The organism is Brevundimonas sp. (assembly GCF_046295775.1).
GTDB lineage: Bacteria > Pseudomonadota > Alphaproteobacteria > Caulobacterales > Caulobacteraceae > Brevundimonas.
Map to the genome: position 1 here is coordinate 1 of NZ_JBKBML010000024.1, position 17,013 is coordinate 17,013.

Annotated in this window: 16 protein-coding genes and 1 pseudogene; 16 read left to right on the forward strand and 1 reads right to left on the reverse strand. The window is 66.9% G+C overall.

What is annotated here, in order from left to right; translation table 11 throughout:
• The 16 genes and pseudogenes from ACK4I0_RS11975 to ACK4I0_RS12050 all read left to right on the forward strand — a co-directional run.
• Positions 1-126: pseudogene (locus tag ACK4I0_RS11975) on the forward strand (NADH-quinone oxidoreductase subunit I); the annotation flags it as partial.
• A 98-nt stretch (positions 127-224) separates the two neighbouring features.
• Complete coding sequence (locus tag ACK4I0_RS11980; RefSeq protein ID WP_409611259.1) at positions 225-851, forward strand: NADH-quinone oxidoreductase subunit J; 627 nt, start codon at positions 225-227, stop codon at positions 849-851.
• Positions 851-1,159: an NADH-quinone oxidoreductase subunit NuoK gene (gene nuoK, locus ACK4I0_RS11985; protein WP_135063113.1), complete on the forward strand. Its 309-nt coding sequence runs from the start codon at positions 851-853 to the stop codon at positions 1,157-1,159. The genes ACK4I0_RS11980 and nuoK overlap by 1 nt, the downstream gene beginning before the upstream one ends.
• Before the next feature lie 8 nt (positions 1,160-1,167).
• Positions 1,168-3,285 (forward strand): NADH-quinone oxidoreductase subunit L, encoded by a 2,118-nt coding sequence (nuoL, locus tag ACK4I0_RS11990; protein ID WP_409611317.1) that lies wholly within the window; start codon positions 1,168-1,170, stop codon positions 3,283-3,285.
• A gap of 4 nt (positions 3,286-3,289) precedes the next feature.
• Positions 3,290-4,768: an NADH-quinone oxidoreductase subunit M gene (locus ACK4I0_RS11995; protein ID WP_409611261.1), complete on the forward strand. Its 1,479-nt coding sequence runs from the start codon at positions 3,290-3,292 to the stop codon at positions 4,766-4,768.
• A gap of 7 nt (positions 4,769-4,775) precedes the next feature.
• Positions 4,776-6,218: an NADH-quinone oxidoreductase subunit NuoN gene (gene nuoN / locus ACK4I0_RS12000; protein WP_409611263.1), complete on the forward strand. Its 1,443-nt coding sequence runs from the start codon at positions 4,776-4,778 to the stop codon at positions 6,216-6,218.
• A 4-nt stretch (positions 6,219-6,222) separates the two neighbouring features.
• Positions 6,223-6,975, forward strand: coding sequence for a biotin--[acetyl-CoA-carboxylase] ligase (locus tag ACK4I0_RS12005; protein ID WP_409611265.1), 753 nt, complete (start codon positions 6,223-6,225; stop codon positions 6,973-6,975).
• Positions 6,972-7,751, forward strand: coding sequence for a type III pantothenate kinase (locus ACK4I0_RS12010; RefSeq protein WP_409611319.1), 780 nt, complete (start codon positions 6,972-6,974; stop codon positions 7,749-7,751). The genes ACK4I0_RS12005 and ACK4I0_RS12010 overlap by 4 nt, the downstream gene beginning before the upstream one ends.
• Positions 7,748-9,421, forward strand: a complete 1,674-nt coding sequence (locus ACK4I0_RS12015) for a ribonuclease J (RefSeq protein ID WP_409611267.1) — start codon at positions 7,748-7,750, stop codon at positions 9,419-9,421. The genes ACK4I0_RS12010 and ACK4I0_RS12015 overlap by 4 nt, the downstream gene beginning before the upstream one ends.
• 61 nt (positions 9,422-9,482) lie before the next feature.
• Positions 9,483-10,418, forward strand: a complete 936-nt coding sequence (locus tag ACK4I0_RS12020) for a hypothetical protein (protein ID WP_409611269.1) — start codon at positions 9,483-9,485, stop codon at positions 10,416-10,418.
• Positions 10,419-10,465: 47 nt separating this feature from the next.
• Complete coding sequence (locus ACK4I0_RS12025; RefSeq protein WP_409611271.1) at positions 10,466-12,052, forward strand: M20/M25/M40 family metallo-hydrolase; 1,587 nt, start codon at positions 10,466-10,468, stop codon at positions 12,050-12,052.
• An 18-nt stretch (positions 12,053-12,070) separates the two neighbouring features.
• Positions 12,071-12,496, forward strand: a complete 426-nt coding sequence (gene mce, locus ACK4I0_RS12030; RefSeq protein WP_409611273.1) for a methylmalonyl-CoA epimerase — start codon at positions 12,071-12,073, stop codon at positions 12,494-12,496.
• A complete protein-coding gene (locus ACK4I0_RS12035) occupies positions 12,496-12,756 on the forward strand; it encodes a DUF1467 family protein (protein ID WP_409611275.1) in 261 nt (86 codons plus the stop codon). Before mce ends, ACK4I0_RS12035 begins: the two co-directional genes overlap by 1 nt.
• 74 nt (positions 12,757-12,830) lie before the next feature.
• Entirely contained in the window at positions 12,831-14,147 is a 1,317-nt protein-coding gene (gene proS / locus ACK4I0_RS12040) for a proline--tRNA ligase (protein ID WP_409611277.1), read from the forward strand.
• Complete coding sequence (locus ACK4I0_RS12045) at positions 14,144-15,448, forward strand: lipoprotein-releasing ABC transporter permease subunit (protein ID WP_409611279.1); 1,305 nt, start codon at positions 14,144-14,146, stop codon at positions 15,446-15,448. Before proS ends, ACK4I0_RS12045 begins: the two co-directional genes overlap by 4 nt.
• Entirely contained in the window at positions 15,441-16,151 is a 711-nt protein-coding gene (locus ACK4I0_RS12050) for an ABC transporter ATP-binding protein (RefSeq protein WP_409611281.1), read from the forward strand. The genes ACK4I0_RS12045 and ACK4I0_RS12050 overlap by 8 nt, the downstream gene beginning before the upstream one ends.
• On the opposite strand, the gene ACK4I0_RS12055 is transcribed toward ACK4I0_RS12050, so the two are convergent.
• Positions 16,152-16,979: a hypothetical protein gene (locus tag ACK4I0_RS12055; RefSeq protein WP_409611283.1), complete on the reverse strand. Its 828-nt coding sequence runs from the start codon at positions 16,977-16,979 to the stop codon at positions 16,152-16,154.
• Positions 16,980-17,013 lie beyond the last annotated feature (34 nt).

Consider the following 17,013-nt stretch of genomic DNA (forward strand, 5'->3'; position numbering starts at 1 on the left):
AACTCGGAGTTCGCCGTCGAGACCCGTGAGGAGCTGCTCTATGACAAGCAGCGCCTGCTGGACAACGGCGACCGCTGGGAGCGGGTGATCGCTAAGAATCTGGAACTCGACGCTCCGTATCGCTAAACGGAGCGCCGATTCCGCAGGCGTCCCCTCTGGGGGCGCGAGTCAGGATGGTCAGGCTTCGGCCGGGCCAGGTTTTCAAAGGGGGCGACGTCCCGGCAATGCTGCAAGGCATAGCGTTCTATCTGCTGGCGGCCGTGGCCGTGGTTTCGGCCTTGCTGGTCGTCACCGCGCGCAACCCCGTGCACTCGGTCCTTTGGCTGATCCTGGCCTTCTTCTCGTCGGCGGGGCTGTTCGTGCTGCTGGGCGCGGAGTTCCTGGCGATGCTGCTGGTGGTCGTCTACGTTGGCGCCGTGGCGGTGCTGTTCCTGTTCGTCGTCATGATGCTGGACGTGGACTTCGTGCGTCTGCGCGAAGGCTGGGCCCGCTATCTGCCGATCGGTGCCATCGTGGCGGCCGTCCTGCTGATCGAGATGATCGTGATCTCGATGGCCGTGGTGCAGGGCGGCGCGGCGCGCGGCATCACCGAGGTGGCCGCGCCCAATGCCGAGCTGACTAACGTCCACGCCATCGGGCGGGTGCTCTATACGGACTACGTCTACTTCTTCCAGGCGGCCGGGATCGTGCTGCTGATCGCCATGATCGGCGCCATCACCCTGACGCTGCGGCACAAGCCGCACATCCGTCGCCAGGACCCGTCGGCCCAGGTCAACCGCGACCGTCGCACCGCCGTCGAAGTCAAATCGGCCCAGACCGGCCAGGGCGTCAGCCCTGAGGAGCTTCTGTAATGGACATCGGTCTGCCCCACTATCTGGCGGTCGCCGCCATCCTGTTCACCATCGGCGTGTTCGGCATCTTCGCGAACCGCAAGAACGTCATCATCATCCTGATGTCGGTCGAGCTGATCCTGCTGTCGGTGAACATCAACTTCGTCGCCTTCTCGGCCTATCTGAACGACATCGCCGGGCAGATCATGGCCATGTTCGTGCTGACCGTCGCCGCGGCCGAGGCCGCCGTCGGCCTGGCCATTCTGGTGACCTTCTTCCGTAACCGCGGCGACATCGCCGTGGATGACGCCTCGGTGATGAAGGGCTGATCGTGACCATCCAGCTTCTCGTCACTCTCGGAGTCTTCGCGCCCCTGCTGGGCGCGATGGTCGCCGGCTTCTTCGGCCGCCGCATCGGCAACGTCGCCTCGCAGGCCGTAACCACGGGCCTGCTGTTCTTCGCCTGCGCCGTATCGTGGTTCGTCTTCGTCCAGTGGACCTGGGGCGGGCTGGAAGCCTTCACCCTGCGCCTGCTGCCGTTCATCAACGTCGGCGACTTCCAGTCGACCTGGTCGATCCGCATCGACGCCATGTCGGCGGTGATGCTGATCGTTGTGACCAGCGTGTCCTCGCTCGTGCACCTGTACAGCTGGGGCTATATGGCGGAGGACGACTCCAAGCCGCGCTTCTTCGCCTATCTGTCGCTGTTCACCTTCGCCATGCTGGCGCTGGTCACGGCCGCCGACTTCATGCAGCTGTTCTTCGGCTGGGAAGGCGTGGGCCTCGCCTCCTATCTGCTGATCGGCTTCTGGTACAAGAAGCCCACGGCGTCGGCCGCCGCCATCAAAGCCTTCGTGGTCAACCGGGTCGGCGACTTCGGCTTCGCGCTGGGCATCATCACCATCTTCTGGATGTTCGGCACGATCGACTTCGCCGAACTGTTCCCTCTGATCGCCGAGCGCGCGGGCACGGGCTGGACCTTCCTGGGCCACACCTGGTCAGCGCTGGATCTGGCCGGCTTCCTGCTGTTCATCGGCGCCATGGGCAAGTCGGCGCAGTTCTTCCTACACACCTGGCTGCCAGACGCCATGGAAGGTCCGACCCCGGTGTCGGCCCTGATCCACGCCGCCACCATGGTGACGGCCGGTGTCTACATGGTCTGCCTGCTGAGCCCGATCTACGAATACGCTCCGGTCGCCAGCCAGATCATCGCCATCATCGGCGCGATCACGGCCCTGTTCGCCGCCACGGTCGGTCTGACCCAGAACGACATCAAGCGGGTCATCGCCTATTCGACCTGTTCGCAGCTGGGCTACATGTTCTTCGCGGCGGGCGTCGGCGCCTATCAGGCCGCCATGTTCCACCTGTTCACCCACGCCTTCTTCAAGGCCCTGCTGTTCCTGGGCGCCGGCTCGGTGATCCACGGCATGCACCACGAGCAGGACATGCGGAAGATGGGCGGCCTGTGGAAGCTGCTGCCCGTGACCTATGCGGTCATGATGATCGGCACCATCGCCCTCACCGGCCTGGGCATTCCGCAGCTGAAGTGGGGCTTCGCCGGCTTCTATTCCAAGGACTCGATCCTGGAGAGCGCCTTCGCGTCGGCCGGCTACAGCCCGGTGGGCCTGTTCGCCTTCTTTATCGGCCTCTTCGCCGCGGCGCTCACGGCCTACTATTCGTGGCGTCTGGTGTTCATGACCTTCCACAACAAGCCGGTGTGGAAAGAGGAAGAGCATCCCGTTCACGACGCGGACGCGCACGCCCATCAGCCGGCCCAGCTGGAAACGCATGACGAGCCCCTGGCCGACGGCGCCCATCCCGCCCACGACGCGCCGGTCGAGGGTCATGCCCACGCCGAGCATGACGACCATCACCACCACGGCCCGCTGAAGCCGCACGAGAGCCCGTGGGTCATGCTGATCCCGCTGCTGCTGCTGTCGGTCGGCGCGATCGCGGCGGGCTTCGTCTTCTACGACAGCTTCGTCGGTCACCACGAGGCCGAGTTCTGGCGCGGGGCGATCTTCACCTCGGAAGCCAACCATGTGCTTCACGACAGCCACTATGTGCCGGTCTGGGTGCTGTGGGCGCCGCTGGTCATGACGCTGGCCGGCACGCTGACGGCGCTGTGGATCTACGTCCTGCGCGAGGGCATGGGCCGCCGCATGGCCGAGCGGGGAGGGGCGATCTACGCCTTCCTCTACAACAAGTGGTACTTCGACGAGCTGTATGACTTTGTCTTCGTGCGCGGGACCAAGAAGCTGGGCGACCTGTTCTGGAAGGTCGGCGATGTGAAGATCATCGACGGCATGGGCCCGAACGGCGCCGCCTGGGCCTCGCTGAAATCCGCCGGACGACTGGCCAAGCTGCAGTCCGGCTATGTCTATCACTACGCCTTCGTGATGCTGCTGGGGGTGGCGGGTCTGCTCGCCTTCGCCATCGCGACGTGGGGAGCCTGATCCCGTGCCTCACATTCTGAGCCTCGTCACCTTCCTCCCGCTGCTGGGCGCCTCCGCCATTCTGGGCGCGCGGCTGCTGGGCAAGGGCGACGCCGCGCCAGCGGCGCGCTGGATCGCGCTCGGCACGACCCTGGTCGTGCTGGCCGTGTCGGTCCTGCTGGTCGCCACCTTCGACCCGTCGAACCCAGCCTATCAGTTCGTCGAACGCTACGTCTGGTTCGCCGGCGCCCAGTATCACCTGGGCGTGGACGGCATCTCGATCCTGTTCGTGCTGCTGACTGCCTTCCTGATGCCGCTGTGCATCATCGCCAGTTGGAAGACGATTACCGACCGCGTGGTCGAGTACATGATCTGCTTCCTGGTGCTGGAGACGCTGGTCATCGGCGTGTTCACCGCGCTGGACCTGTTCCTGTTCTATATCTTCTTCGAAGGCACCCTGGTGCCGATGTTCCTGATCATCGGCATCTGGGGCGGGGCCAACCGGATCTACGCGGCCTACAAGTTCTTCCTCTACACCCTGCTGGGGTCGGTGCTGATGCTGCTGGCCATGCTGTGGATGGCCAATACGGCCGGCACCACCAGCATTCCGGCGCTGAAGGAATACGCCTTCTCGCCGCAGGCGCAGACGCTGCTGTGGCTGGCCTTCTTCGCCTCGTTCGCGGTGAAGATGCCGATGTGGCCGGTGCACACCTGGCTGCCCGACGCCCACGTGCAGGCGCCGACGGCGGGGTCGGTCATCCTGGCCGGCATCCTGCTGAAGCTGGGCGGCTATGGCTTCATCCTGTTCAACCTGCCGATGTTCCCGCTGGCGTCGCAGATGTTCGCACCCCTGGTCTTCACCCTGTCGGTGATCGCCATCGTCTACACCTCGCTGGTCGCCTTCCGGCAGACCGACATGAAGAAGCTGATCGCCTATTCGTCGGTCGCGCACATGGGCTTCGTCACCATGGGCATCTTCGCCGGCAACGAGCAGGGCGTGCAGGGCGCGGTGTTCCAGATGATCAGCCACGGTCTGATCTCGGGCGCGCTCTTCCTGTGCGTCGGTGTTGTCTATGACCGGATGCACACCCGTGAGATCGCCCAGTACGGCGGTCTGACCAGCCGGATGCCGTGGTACGCGGCCATCTTCCTGATGTTCACCATGGCCAATGTCGGCCTGCCGGGCACCTCGGGCTTCATCGGCGAGATCCTGACGATGACGGCGGTCTATGAGGTCTCGACCTGGACGGCGCTGGTCGCCGCGTCGGGCGTGATCTTCTCGGCGGTTTACGCCCTGACGCTGTATCGCAACGTCATGTTCGGCGAGATCACCAATCCGGCGATGAAGACCATCACCGACATCGACAAGCGCGAGCTGTTGACCTTCGTGCCTCTGATCATCGGGACGATCTGGCTGGGCGTCTATCCGGCCGCCGTCCTCGACTACACCGGGCCCGCCGTTGAGGCCCTGACCAGCGCCTATCGCGCCGCGATCGGCGGGTGAGAGACTGATGCCTGACCTGTCCCAAGCCCTTCACCTCGCCGCTTCCGAGATCACCCTGGCCGTCGGGGCCCTGGTGCTGCTGATGGTGGGCGCCTTCATGGGCGAGAAGTCCGCGCGCCTGATCTCGGGCGCGTCGATCCTGCTGCTGATCGCCGCCGCCGTCATCGCCGCCACCGGTCCCCTGGGCGCGGCCTTCAACGGCGCGTTCGTGGCCGATCCGCTGGCCGTGTTCGCCAAGGTGGTGATCTTCCTGAGCGCCGCGGTCGCCATCGTGCTCGGCGACGGCTGGATGCACCGCGAGCGCATCGCCAAGTTCGAATATCCGATCCTGATCGTGCTGGCCTCGGTCGGCATGTCGATGATGGCGTCGTCGGGCGACCTGATCTCGCTCTACGTCGGCATCGAGCTGCATTCGCTAGCCCTCTATGTGCTGGCCGCCTATCACCGCGATGACCTGAAGGCGTCGGAAGCGGGCCTGAAGTATTTCGTGCTGGGCGCTCTGTCGTCGGGCCTGCTGCTGTACGGCGCCAGCCTGGTATACGGCTTCACCGGCTCGATGCGTTTCGACGAGATCGCCGCCTACGCCGCCGCCAACCCCGGTCCGGGCCTGATCTTCGGACTGGTGTTCCTGATCTGCGGTCTGGCGTTCAAGGTCTCGGCCGCGCCGTTCCACATGTGGACGCCAGACGTCTATGAGGGCGCGCCGACGCCGGTCGTGGCCCTGTTCGCCACCGCGCCCAAGATGGCGGCCATGGTTCTGATCGCGCGCGTGCTGACCGACGGCTTCGCCGGCTCGCACGACCAGTGGGCCCAGGTCATCATCCTGATCTCGCTGATCAGCTTCGCCGTCGGCGCCTTCGGCGGCCTGGCGCAGAAGAACATCCAGCGCCTGCTGGCCTATTCGTCGATCGCCAATATCGGCTACGCCCTGCTGGGCATCGCGGCTGGCACGCAGTTGGGCCTGCAGGCCATGCTGATGTTCATGACGCTGTACGTCATCGACCAGCTGGGCTTCTTCGCCATCCTGTTGTCGCTGTCCAAGCGCGGCCGGCCGATCCGCAACATCGCCGACCTGGCCGGACTGAAGAAGGACCGCCCGGTGACGGCCATCGCCCTGACGGTGCTGTCGCTCTCGGTGCTGGGCATGCCGCCGTTCGCGGGCTTCTGGGCCAAATACTATGTCTTCGGCGCAGCGGCTGACGCGGGCTACTGGATGGCCGGCGCCGCCGGTCTGGTGGCCTCGGTCGTGGCGGCCTTCTATTATCTTCGCATCATCAAGCTGATGTGGTTCGATCCCCCCGTGGACGAGATCAAGACCGACGCCGCGCCGGTGGAGGCCAAGACCGTGGCCTTCGCCGCGGCCGCCTTCTCCTTCCCGCTGGTGATCGTGGGTCTGGTTTGGCTCGAGCCCCTGACGCGGGCGGCCGCGAGCGGCTTCGGAGCCGGGTAGGGCGGTGGCGACCGCCGCCCCGGTCCTGTTTCTCGACGAGGTCGACTCCACCAACGCCGAGGCGCGACGCCGCGCCGAGGCCGGCGAGACCGGGCCGCTGTGGATCGCCGCGCGGCGCCAGACCGCCGGGCGCGGGCGGCGCGGCCGCGCGTGGGAAAGCGACGGCGCCAATCTGACGGCCAGCCTGCTGCAACTGACGCAGAAGCCTCCGGCCGAGGCCGCGCAGGTGACGTTCATCGCAGCCCTTGCCACTGTGGATCTGCTGGACGCCTTTGCGCCCGCCGCCCTGGTCTCTATCAAATGGCCCAATGACGTGCTGCTGGACGGCCGCAAGGTATCCGGCGTGCTGATTGAATCCGGTCAAGCCGAACGCGGACTGTGGCTGGCGGTCGGGATCGGCGTGAACCTGGCCCAGGCGCCGCAGGGCGTCGAGCGGCCGGCGACCTGCATCGCCGAACACCTTCGGGCCGATGTGGCGCAGGCGCCTTCCCCTGACGCCGCGCTGGCCGTGCTGAGCCAAGCCTTCGCCAACTGGATCGAGCGCTGGGAGACCCTAGGGTTCGAGCCCATCCTGGACGCCTGGCGCGCCCGCGCACGGGGGCTGGACGGCCCCTGCGTCGCGCGCCTGGGCCACGAGACGATCAGCGGCCAGGCCGACGGGGTCGAGGCCGACGGTGCGCTGAGGCTGCGGCTGGCCGACGGGACGCTGCGTCGCGTCTCTGCCGGCGACGTCTTCTTCGGCGAGGAGGCCGCCTGATGCTGCTGGCGATCGAACAGGGCAACACCAATACGCTGTTCGCGGTGCACGATGGGACCGACTGGGTCGCCCAGTGGCGCGCCGCGACCGAGTCCAGCCGCACGGCCGATGAATACGCCGTCTGGCTGTCGCAACTGATGGCGATGCGGGGGCTGGAGTTGAAGGCCTTGGACGGCTGCATCATTTCCAGCGTCGTGCCGCAGTCGATGTTCAATCTGCGCAACCTGTCGCGGCGCTACCTGGGGGCCGAGCCTCTGGTGATCGGCGAGAACGCCACGCTGGGCATGGAGGCGCGCATCCTGAAGCCTTCGGAGGCCGGCGCGGATCGGCTGGTCAACGCCATTGGGGCGCATCTGAAATATCCGGGCGACCTGATCGTCATCGACAGCGGCACGGCCACGACCTTCGACGTCATCGCCGCCGACGGCGCCTTCGAGGGCGGCGTCATCGCGCCGGGCGTGAATTTGAGCCTTCAGGCCCTGCACGAAGCGGCGGCCATGCTGCCGCGTATCGCCATCCAAAAGCCCGAGCGCGTCATCGGCAAGGACACGGTGTCCAACATGCAGGCTGGCGTCTTCTGGGGCTATATCTCGCTGATCGAGGGCCTGGTCGCGCGCATCAAAACCGAATGGGGAAAACCCATGACCGTCATCGGCACGGGGGGCGTCGCCTCCCTGTTCGAGGGCGCCACCGGCAGCATTGATCACTTCGATCCCGATCTAACCATCCGCGGCCTGCTCGAAATCTGGCGCCGCAACACCCACATGGGCGCATGAACAAAAACAAAGACAACGAACTCGTCTTCCTGCCGCTGGGCGGATCCAACGAGATCGGCATGAATCTCAACGCCTATGGCTATGGCCCGGCGGACGACCGCGAGTGGATCGTGGTCGACGTGGGTGTGACCTTCGGCGATCCTTCGACGCCCGGTGTCGACGTGATCGTGCCCGATCCGGTCTATCTGGAGGGCGAGAACATCCGCGGCATCGTGCTGACCCACGCGCACGAGGATCACATCGGCGCCCTGGGCTGGCTGTGGCCGCGCATCAAGGCCCCGCTCTATGCGACGCCCTTCACCGCCTACCTGATCCGCGAAAAGCTGCGCGACGCCGGCCTGCTGGATCAGGTGACGCTGCACGAAGTGCCGCTGGGCGGGACGATCGACCTGGGCCCGTTCCAGGTCGAGATGGTCACCATCACCCATTCCATCGCCGAGCCGAACGGCCTGGCGATCAAGACGCCGCTGGGCACGGTGCTGCACACCGGCGACTGGAAGATCGACAACGATCCGGTCGTGGGCGAGCGGACCGACATCGAGACCATCCAGCGCCTGGGCGACGAAGGCGTCCTGGCCATGGTGTGCGATTCCACCAACGTCTTCGTGGACGGCGTGGCCGGCTCAGAGGGCGAGGTGCGCGAGGCCCTGGCCGAGCTGATTTCGGGCCTCAAGGGCCGGATCGCGGTCGGCTGCTTTGCGTCCAACGTGGCTCGCATGGACAGCGTGATCCGCGCCGCCGAGGCGGCCGGTCGGCGCGTGGCCCTGGCCGGACGGTCGATGCACCGCATCACGGCGGCGGCCAAGTCGGTCGGAATGCTGTCGGACATCAAGCCCTTCCTGAGCGAGGACGAGGCGCGGCACTGGCCGGGCGAGCAGATCCTGTATCTGTGCACCGGAAGCCAGGGCGAAGCCCGCGCCGCGCTGTCGCGCGTGGCGGATGGCTCGCATCCCTTCATCAAGCTGGGACGCGGCGACCACTGCATCTTCTCGTCGCGGGTGATCCCGGGCAACGAGCTGTCGATCGGCCGGCTGCAGGACACGCTGTCGGAACGCGGCGTGCGCATCCACACCGAGAAGGACACGCCAGGCATCCACGTCTCAGGCCACCCCTGCCGCGACGAACTGCGTCAGATGTACCAGTGGGCGCGTCCCAGGATCGCGGTGCCGACCCACGGCATGCGCCGCCACATCGCCGAACACGCCCTGCTGGCCAAGGACATGCAGGTGCCCGAGACCGTGACGCCGCGAAACGGCGACATGGTGCGCTTGGCCCCCGGACCCGCCGCCATCATCGACGAGGTGCCTTCCGGCCGTCTGTTCGTGGACGGCGGCATGCTGGTGGAGGAGGCGGGCACAGCCCTGCGCGAACGTCGCCACGCGGCGTCCAACGGCGTGCTGGTAGTCAGCTTCGCGCTCGACAAGCGCGGCAAGATCGTCTCGGACATCGACGTGCGCGCCATCGGCCTGCCGGGCGACGAGGACCAGCCGCTGGGTGACATCCTGGACGATCTGGCCGAGCGCGTCGAACAGACCGTGCGCGGCCTGAAAGGCGCGGCGCTGGAGGACGAGCTGGTGGTCGAACAGGCCGTCGCCCGCACCCTCAAAAAGGCCAGCCAGGGCGTGTGGTCGCGTCGCCCGATCGTCGAGACGGTCGTTCTGCGTCTGTAGGACGCAACCTTGGCCGTTCGGCGGGGTTTGAGGCGATCAGTCTCAAGCTTCGCCGGCGCCCTTGGCCAACTCAGCCCCTCACCGCTTCCGTCAGTCGGTTCGTCGTCGTTCGCACGATGCGCTGGAACGCGTGCGCCACGCGCGCCACCCCCTGCACGGGTGGAAGAAGTGGTCGCTGATCCTGCTTCAGTGGCTGGCGCTGCTGGTGGTGGTGTTTGCCCTGGTCAATCTGGCGCTGGGCCTGTCGGTCCAGAGCCGGGAGGACCGAGGACTCCGGTTCGTGCACGTTGCGACCGCCCTGTGGTTCAGCCCCCTGGATGGACGAACCGCCGATCCGACGGCGTTCGAACGCCTATACAGCAAAGAGCTGGGCCCGGATCCGAACGCCAGCGACATCCGCGGCTATTTCGAGCGCCGACTGGACGGCACCATCGTGCTGGATCAGATCATGACCGAACAGCTTGTTGATCGGTTCGGCGGCGTGGATGCGCGGACGTTTCCGGCCGGGGTCTATGTCGGCGTCAGGGCGCTGGGGCCCGATGGCCTGCCGTTCGTGCCTGTGACCAAATACCTGGCGCACTTCCTGTTCTTCCCCCGCCACGCCTATATTCTGGTGGTGCCGGAGACCGGTCCGGCACAGGTGTTTTCAGCCAGTCTGACCGGACATTTCGACGCGGACGCCGACAACGAGCAGCATCTGGCGGCGCGGATCGGCGACTATGCGCCGGGGGCCTATGACTTTCCGTCGTCCGGTCAGGCGGTCCATGAGCTGACGCTGATCACGCGGGACCCCCAAGAGACCGCGGGCGCACTGGATCGGCTGTCGCGCGCCAAGGCGGAGCTCGAGGACGCAGAGATCGACTACGGCGTGCTGGCGCCCAACTCCAACACCGTGATCGGCTGCATCCTGGAAGACGCCGGCGTCATGTCCCGCGCCGAGCGCTCTTCGGCCCTGCTGGCGGTGCGGGCGCCGGGCGTGGGCGCGGCTTGCCGCTGATCCCGACGTCGCCCATAGAGACGCCATCGCATTCTTCGGGGGTGTTCGTGCGTCATCTGGCTGTTCTTCTGTCCGCCACGCTTCTCGCCACGCCGGCGCTGGCCCAGCCCGTCGACCGGGTGGCTATCAACGGCATCATCGATCAGGGGCTGAACCAGAGCCAGGTCATGCAGACCGCCGGTTGGCTGACGGATCGCATCGGTCCGCGTCTGACCAACTCGCCGCAGATGCGCCAGGCCGAGGGCTGGACCCAGCAGCAGTTCCGCGACTGGGGTCTGTCGAATGTGCGGGCCGACGGCTTCGAGTTCGGGCGTGGCTGGTCCATCGAGCGCGCCAGCGCGCGCATGACGGCGCCCCGTCCGATCGAACTGCGGGTCATTCCGGTCGCCTGGACGCCTTCGACCGACGGCACGGTCAACGCCGAGGTGGTGTTCGCGCCCATGGCCAACGCCGGCGATTTCGCGCGTCATCGCGGCAAGCTGGCCGGCAAGATCGTGCTGATCAGCGCCGCGCACGCGCCGTCGGAGCCGTCCGATCAGCCCGTCTTCCGTCGTCTGACCGACGAGGACCTCGCCGGCCGCAACGTCTACGTCCAGCCGCGCCACGCGCCCGTGCGCGTGAACACGGCCGAAGACTTCACGCTGCAGTTGGACGCCTTCTTGAGAGAAGAGGGCGCGCTGGCCTGGGTGCGCATGTCCCAGCGCGACGGCGGCCTGCTGCACGGCGCGGGCTACAACTATCGCGCCGGCGCCACGCCGACGGTGCCGGGCGTCGAGATGACCCAGGAGGACTATCGTCGTCTGGTGCGTCTGACCGCCGCCGGCGCCACGCCCACGCTGGAGCTGACCAGCCAGGTCCGCTTCCATGACGAGGACGCCCAGGCCTACAACATCCTGGCCGACATTCCGGGCACGAGCCGTTCGGGCGAATACGTCATGGCCGGCGCCCACCTGGACAGCTGGGTCGCGTCGGACGGAGCGGTCGATAACGCCGCCGGGGTGGCCGTGGTCATGGAGGCCGCTCGCATTCTCAAGGCCCTGAACGTGCGGCCCAAGCGGACCATCCGCTTTGCGCTGTGGAACGCCGAGGAGCAGGGCCTGCTCGGCTCGCTGGCCTATGTCGACCGGTACGTCGCCACCCGCGCGCCGCTGGGCGACGCCGCCCAGGACGCCCTCCCGGTGAACCGCACCTGGCGCGCCCGCTGGCCCATCGAGCCGCGTCCGGGCCACCGCGACCTGGTGGCCTATTTCAACTTCGACAACGGCTCGGGCCGCATCCGCGGCATCAACGCCGAGGGCAATGTCGCCGCCGCCGCCGTGTTTGAGGAGTGGCTGAAGCCCTTCGCCAGCATGGGCGCCAGCACGGTGTCGCTGCGTCCGTCGGGCGGCACCGACCATGTCTATATGCAGACCGTGGGCATCCCGGGCTTCCAGTTCATCCAGGATCCGCTGGATTACGGCAGCCGCCTTCATCACACCTCGATCGACAGCTACGACAAGCTGCGGCCCGAGGATTTGCGCCAGGCGGCGATCATCATGGCCAGCATCCTGCTGTCGGCGGCCAACAGCGACGAGCCGCTGCCGCGCATGCCGCTGCCGACCCGGCCCACGCCGACCGACCCGTTCGAACCGTAGGAAGGTTTCGAGAGCCTGATGATCGGAAGACTGAACCATGTGGGGGTGGCGACGCCCTCGATCGAGGACAGCGTGCGGCTGTATCGCGACCTGCTGGGCGCGACGCGGGCACATGCGCCGTTCGACCTGCCGGCGCAGGGCGTCAGGGTATGCTTCATCGACCTGCCCAACAGCCAGATCGAGCTGATCGAGCCCTTGGGCGAGGACAGTCCCATCCAGGGCTTCCTGGCCAAGAACCCCAAGGGCGGCCAGCACCACCTCTGTTTCGAGGTCGAGGACATACTGGCCGCGCGCGATGCGCTGCGGGCCAAGGGCGCGACCATCCTGGGCACGGGCGAACCGCGCATCGGCGCCCATGGCACACCCATCCTGTTCCTGCATCCCAGGGATATGGGCGGGGTGCTGATCGAACTGATGGAAACCCCCAAAGGCGAGGCGCACTGATGCCCATCGGCCCCTTCACCATGACGGCCATCTACATCACGGTGTGGTGGACGGTGCTGTTCGTCGTTCTGCCGCTTGGAATGAACCAGCGCGACCAAGCGCAGCCGACCGACGGCGCTCAGTGGGGCGCGCCGGAGAATCCCCGGCTGAAGAAGAAGTTCATCACAACGACCTGGGTGGCGGCCGTCGTCTGGGTGTTCATCATGGTCTTGGTCTACATCGGCTGGATGCCCCTGCCGAGCCTGGCGCCGCCCGTTTAGGGGCGCCGCCTAGCTTTCGCCCCGCCGACCCGGCTAAAGCTCGGGTTCATTCGACTCGAAATCTGGATCGCCCGATGCGCCTTTCGCGCTACTTCCTGCCCACTCTGAAAGAGGCGCCTTCGGACGCCCAGATCGTATCGCATCAACTGATGCTGCGCGCCGGCCTGATCAAGCAGGAGGCCGCCGGCATCTACGCCTGGCTGCCGCTGGGTCTGCGGGTGCTGCGCAAGATCGAGGCGATCGTGCGCGAGGAGCAGGTGAGGGCGGGCGCGGTCGAACTGCTGATGCCGACGCTGCAGCTGGCCGACCTGTGGCGTGAGAGCGGGCGTTACGACGCCTATGGCCCGGAGATGCTGCGCATCACCGACCGGCACGAACGCGAACTACTGTACGGCCCCACCAACGAGGAGATGATCACCGACATCTTCCGGGGCTATGTGAAGGGCTACAAGGCCCTGCCGCTGAACCTGTTTCACATTCAGTGGAAGTTCCGCGACGAGCGGCGCCCGCGCTTCGGCGTGATGCGCGGCCGCGAGTTCCTGATGAAGGACGCCTATTCCTTCGATCTGGACGAGGCCTCGGCGCGCAAGGCCTACAACCGCATGTTCGTGGCCTATCTGAACACCTTCGCCCGCATGGGCCTGAAGGCTGTGCCGATGCGCGCCGACACCGGCCCGATCGGCGGCGACCTGAGCCACGAGTTCATCGTCCTGGCGGACACCGGCGAGAGCGCCGTCTTCTGTGATCGCAAGCTGGTCGAGATGCCGGCGCCGGGCGGCGACGTGGACTGGGACGACCTGCAGGCCATCGTTGACGAGCGCACGGCCCTGTACGCCGCGACCGAGGAAATGCACGACGCGGGCGCCTTCGAGAGCCAGACCGCCGAGGCTGATCGTCTGTCGGCGCGCGGCATCGAGGTCGGCCACATCTTCTACTTCGGAACCAAATATTCCGCGCCGATGAAGGCGCAGGTGGCCGGGCCCGACGGCAAGGACACGCCGGTTCACATGGGCAGCTATGGTGTCGGCGTCTCGCGCCTGCTGGGCGCCATCATTGAGGCCAGCCATGACGAAGGCGGCATCATCTGGCCTGACGCCGTGGCGCCGTTCGACGTGGTGATCATCAATCTGCGCGTCGGCGACGAGGCGGTGGACGCCGCCTGCGACGAGGCGGTGCATCGCCTGAAGGCTGCGGGCCTGGACGTGCTGTATGACGACACCGACGAGCGTCCGGGCGGCAAGTTTGCGACAGCCGACCTGATCGGCGTGCCGTGGCAGCTGACCATCGGGCCCAAGGGCCTGAAGGACGGCGTGGTCGAGCTGAAGCGCCGCGCCACCGGCGAGAAGGACAGCCTGGCGCTGGACGCCGCCCTCGGGAAACTGATCGGATGAGCGACGCCGCCTCGGCGACCAAGCCGGTGAAGCCCGCCGGCGCCTTCTCCGCCTGGGAGATCGGTCTGGCGCTCCGCTATCTGCGCGCCAAGCGCAAGGAAGGCGGGGTGGCGATGATCGCCATCATCAGCTTCATCGGCATCATGCTGGCGGTCGCGGTGCTGATCAGCGTCATGAGCATCATGGCCGGCTTCCGGGCTGAGCTGCTGGGTCGGATGCTCTCGTTCAACGGGCACATGTATGTCCAGGGTCAGGTGCTGAGTTCGCCGGACCGCGAGCAGGCTCTGCAACGGCTGTCGGACGTGCCGGGGGTCGTCAGCGTGGCGCCTCAGGTCCAGGCCCAGAGCCTGCTGCGCGCCGGCGGCGCGACCACGGGCGCCATCGTCAAGGGCATCCGCCCGCAGGACCTGTCGTCGTTGAACTTCGTCTATGACAGCCTGTCGGACGAAGCGCGTCAGACCTTTGGCCAAGGCGCCTATGGCGGCGACCGCATCCTGATCGGCGGCGCCCTGGCGCGCGGCCTGGGCATCGGGCCGGGCGATCCGATCACCCTGTATTCCCCGACCGGCGCCGACAGCGCTTTTGGCAATCTCGGCGGGCTGGAGAAGACCTACACGGTCGGCGGCGTGTTCAGCTCGGGCACCTCGGAATACGACCAGGCCTTCATCTTCATGCCGCTGGAGCAGGCGCAGCTCTTCTTCGGGCTTGAAGGCGTGTGGAGCGTCATCGAGCTGAAGGTCAGCACGCCGGACCAGATGGACGGCTATCTGGCCCCCGTGCGCGATGCGGCCGGGGCGGGCGCAGTCGTGACCGACTGGAGAACCCAGATGGCGGCTTTCTGGGGCGCGCTGCAGATCGAACGCGCGGCCATGAGCATCATCCTGGGCATGGTCGTCGCCATCGCGGCGATGAACATCATCTCGGGCATCGTCATGCTGGTGAAGAACAAGACGCGCGACATCGCCATCCTGCGCACCGTGGGCGCCAGCCCATCGTCGATCCTGCGCATCTTCTTCGTGGCGGGCGCGGCGATCGGCGTGGCGGGGACGCTAGCCGGTCTGGCGCTGGGCCTGGCATTCTGCCTGAACATCGGCGCGATCCAGCACTTCCTGGAAGCCCTGCTGGGCGTCCAGCTGTTCAACTCCGAGGTCTATATGCTGGACGCGGTGCCGGCGCTGGTCGATCCGGGCGACGTGACCTGGGTCGCGGTCTGGTCGCTGCTGATGAGCTGCGTGGCCAGCCTGCCGCCGTCCTGGAACGCCTCGCGCATCGATCCGGTGGAGGCCCTGCGCTATGAATAGGACCGACACGCCGACCCTGTCGCTGCGCGACGTCAGCCGCACCTATCCCACTGCCCAAGGCGGGCTGACGGTGCTGAAGGGCGTGGACCTGGACGTATGGCCGGGCGAGATCGTGGGCCTGATCGGGCCGTCGGGCTCGGGCAAGTCCAGCCTGCTGCACGCCGCGGGCCTGCTGGAACGGCCGACGACGGGCCAGGTCGTCATCGACGGCGAGGAGGTCGGTCGGCTGGACGAGCGGGCACGCACCCGCCTGCGTCTGTCGCGTATCGGCTTCGTCTATCAGTTCCACCATCTGCTGCCCGAGTTCGATGCGCGCGACAACGTGGCCCTGCCCATGCGCATCGCCGGTCTGTCGGTGAAAGCCGCGCAGGATCGCGCCACCGATACCCTGACGGCGCTAGGCCTGGGCGACCGCGTCACCCACCAGCCGGCTCAGCTGTCAGGCGGCGAGCGCCAGCGCGTGGCGATCGCCCGCGCCCTGGCCAACCGGCCGCGCCTGCTGCTGGCCGACGAGCCGACCGGCAACCTGGATCCCTCGACCAGCGGATCGGTGTTCGAGAGCCTGCGCCAGTTGTCGAAGACGACGGGCGTCGCCGCCCTGATCGCCACCCACAACATGGAGCTGGCCGGCCACATGGACCGCGTTTTCGCTCTGAAGGACGGCCATCTGGAAGAGCGCGCGGCCGAGAGCCACGCCTACTGATCAGGCGCTGCGGGCCTCGTCCTCTGCCCGGGCGCGAATGACGCCGAGGACATTAGCGTGGAAGTCTCCAAGAAACAGCCGCCCCCACACGGCGGCGTATCCGTTCATTGGCGTACGGATCCAGTACCGCGTCGTCAGAACTACGTCCGTTCCGCCGTCAGCGCGCTGGTGGAGGCGATACCCGCCTTCCTCGAGGCGCAGATAGTCGCTGTTGATCGTCAGATGCTCATCCAGGATCAGGCGCGACGCCTCAGGCGAAATGTGAAACGACCAGGCCATCTCGCGGCCCGGTTCCCAACGGATCAGGCGCTCTTCGAAGCGCACGCCCTTGGTCCAGGCGATGTGGCGCACGGCGCCGACCCCTCGGCCGTCCAGTCGGGCGTCGATTGGACGCGGGACGCCGATAAGGTCGTGACTGACATTCCACTTGTTTTCCGAACGCCGGATATGGCGAACCTCGGCCAAGGTGCGCCACACGATCTCGGGCGCAGCGTCGATGCTCACACGCGTTACGACTTCGCGCGTCTGAGACTCGGGCGGGCGATCCAGTTCGGCCGGCAGGCCCACGAGGGGCAGGACCAGCAGCGACAAGCACAGCATCCGGCCCGGCCGGCGCCGCATCAACCGCCCCGAGATGACCCCGGCCAGGATTCCGGTGAGATAAAAGATTGGCGCGGCCATCAACAGGCACACCGCGCCCTCACCAAGAACGACCCCGGCGCAAAGCAGCATGATGGTCACCGTGAGAGCTGACACGCTGGCGTTCGAGGCGCCGTCAGCCTGGCGACGAGGATCAGCCAAACCCACAGCGACTATGCTGGCGGCCATTGGGGGCGCCGATCAGGAACGAGAACAGCAGCAT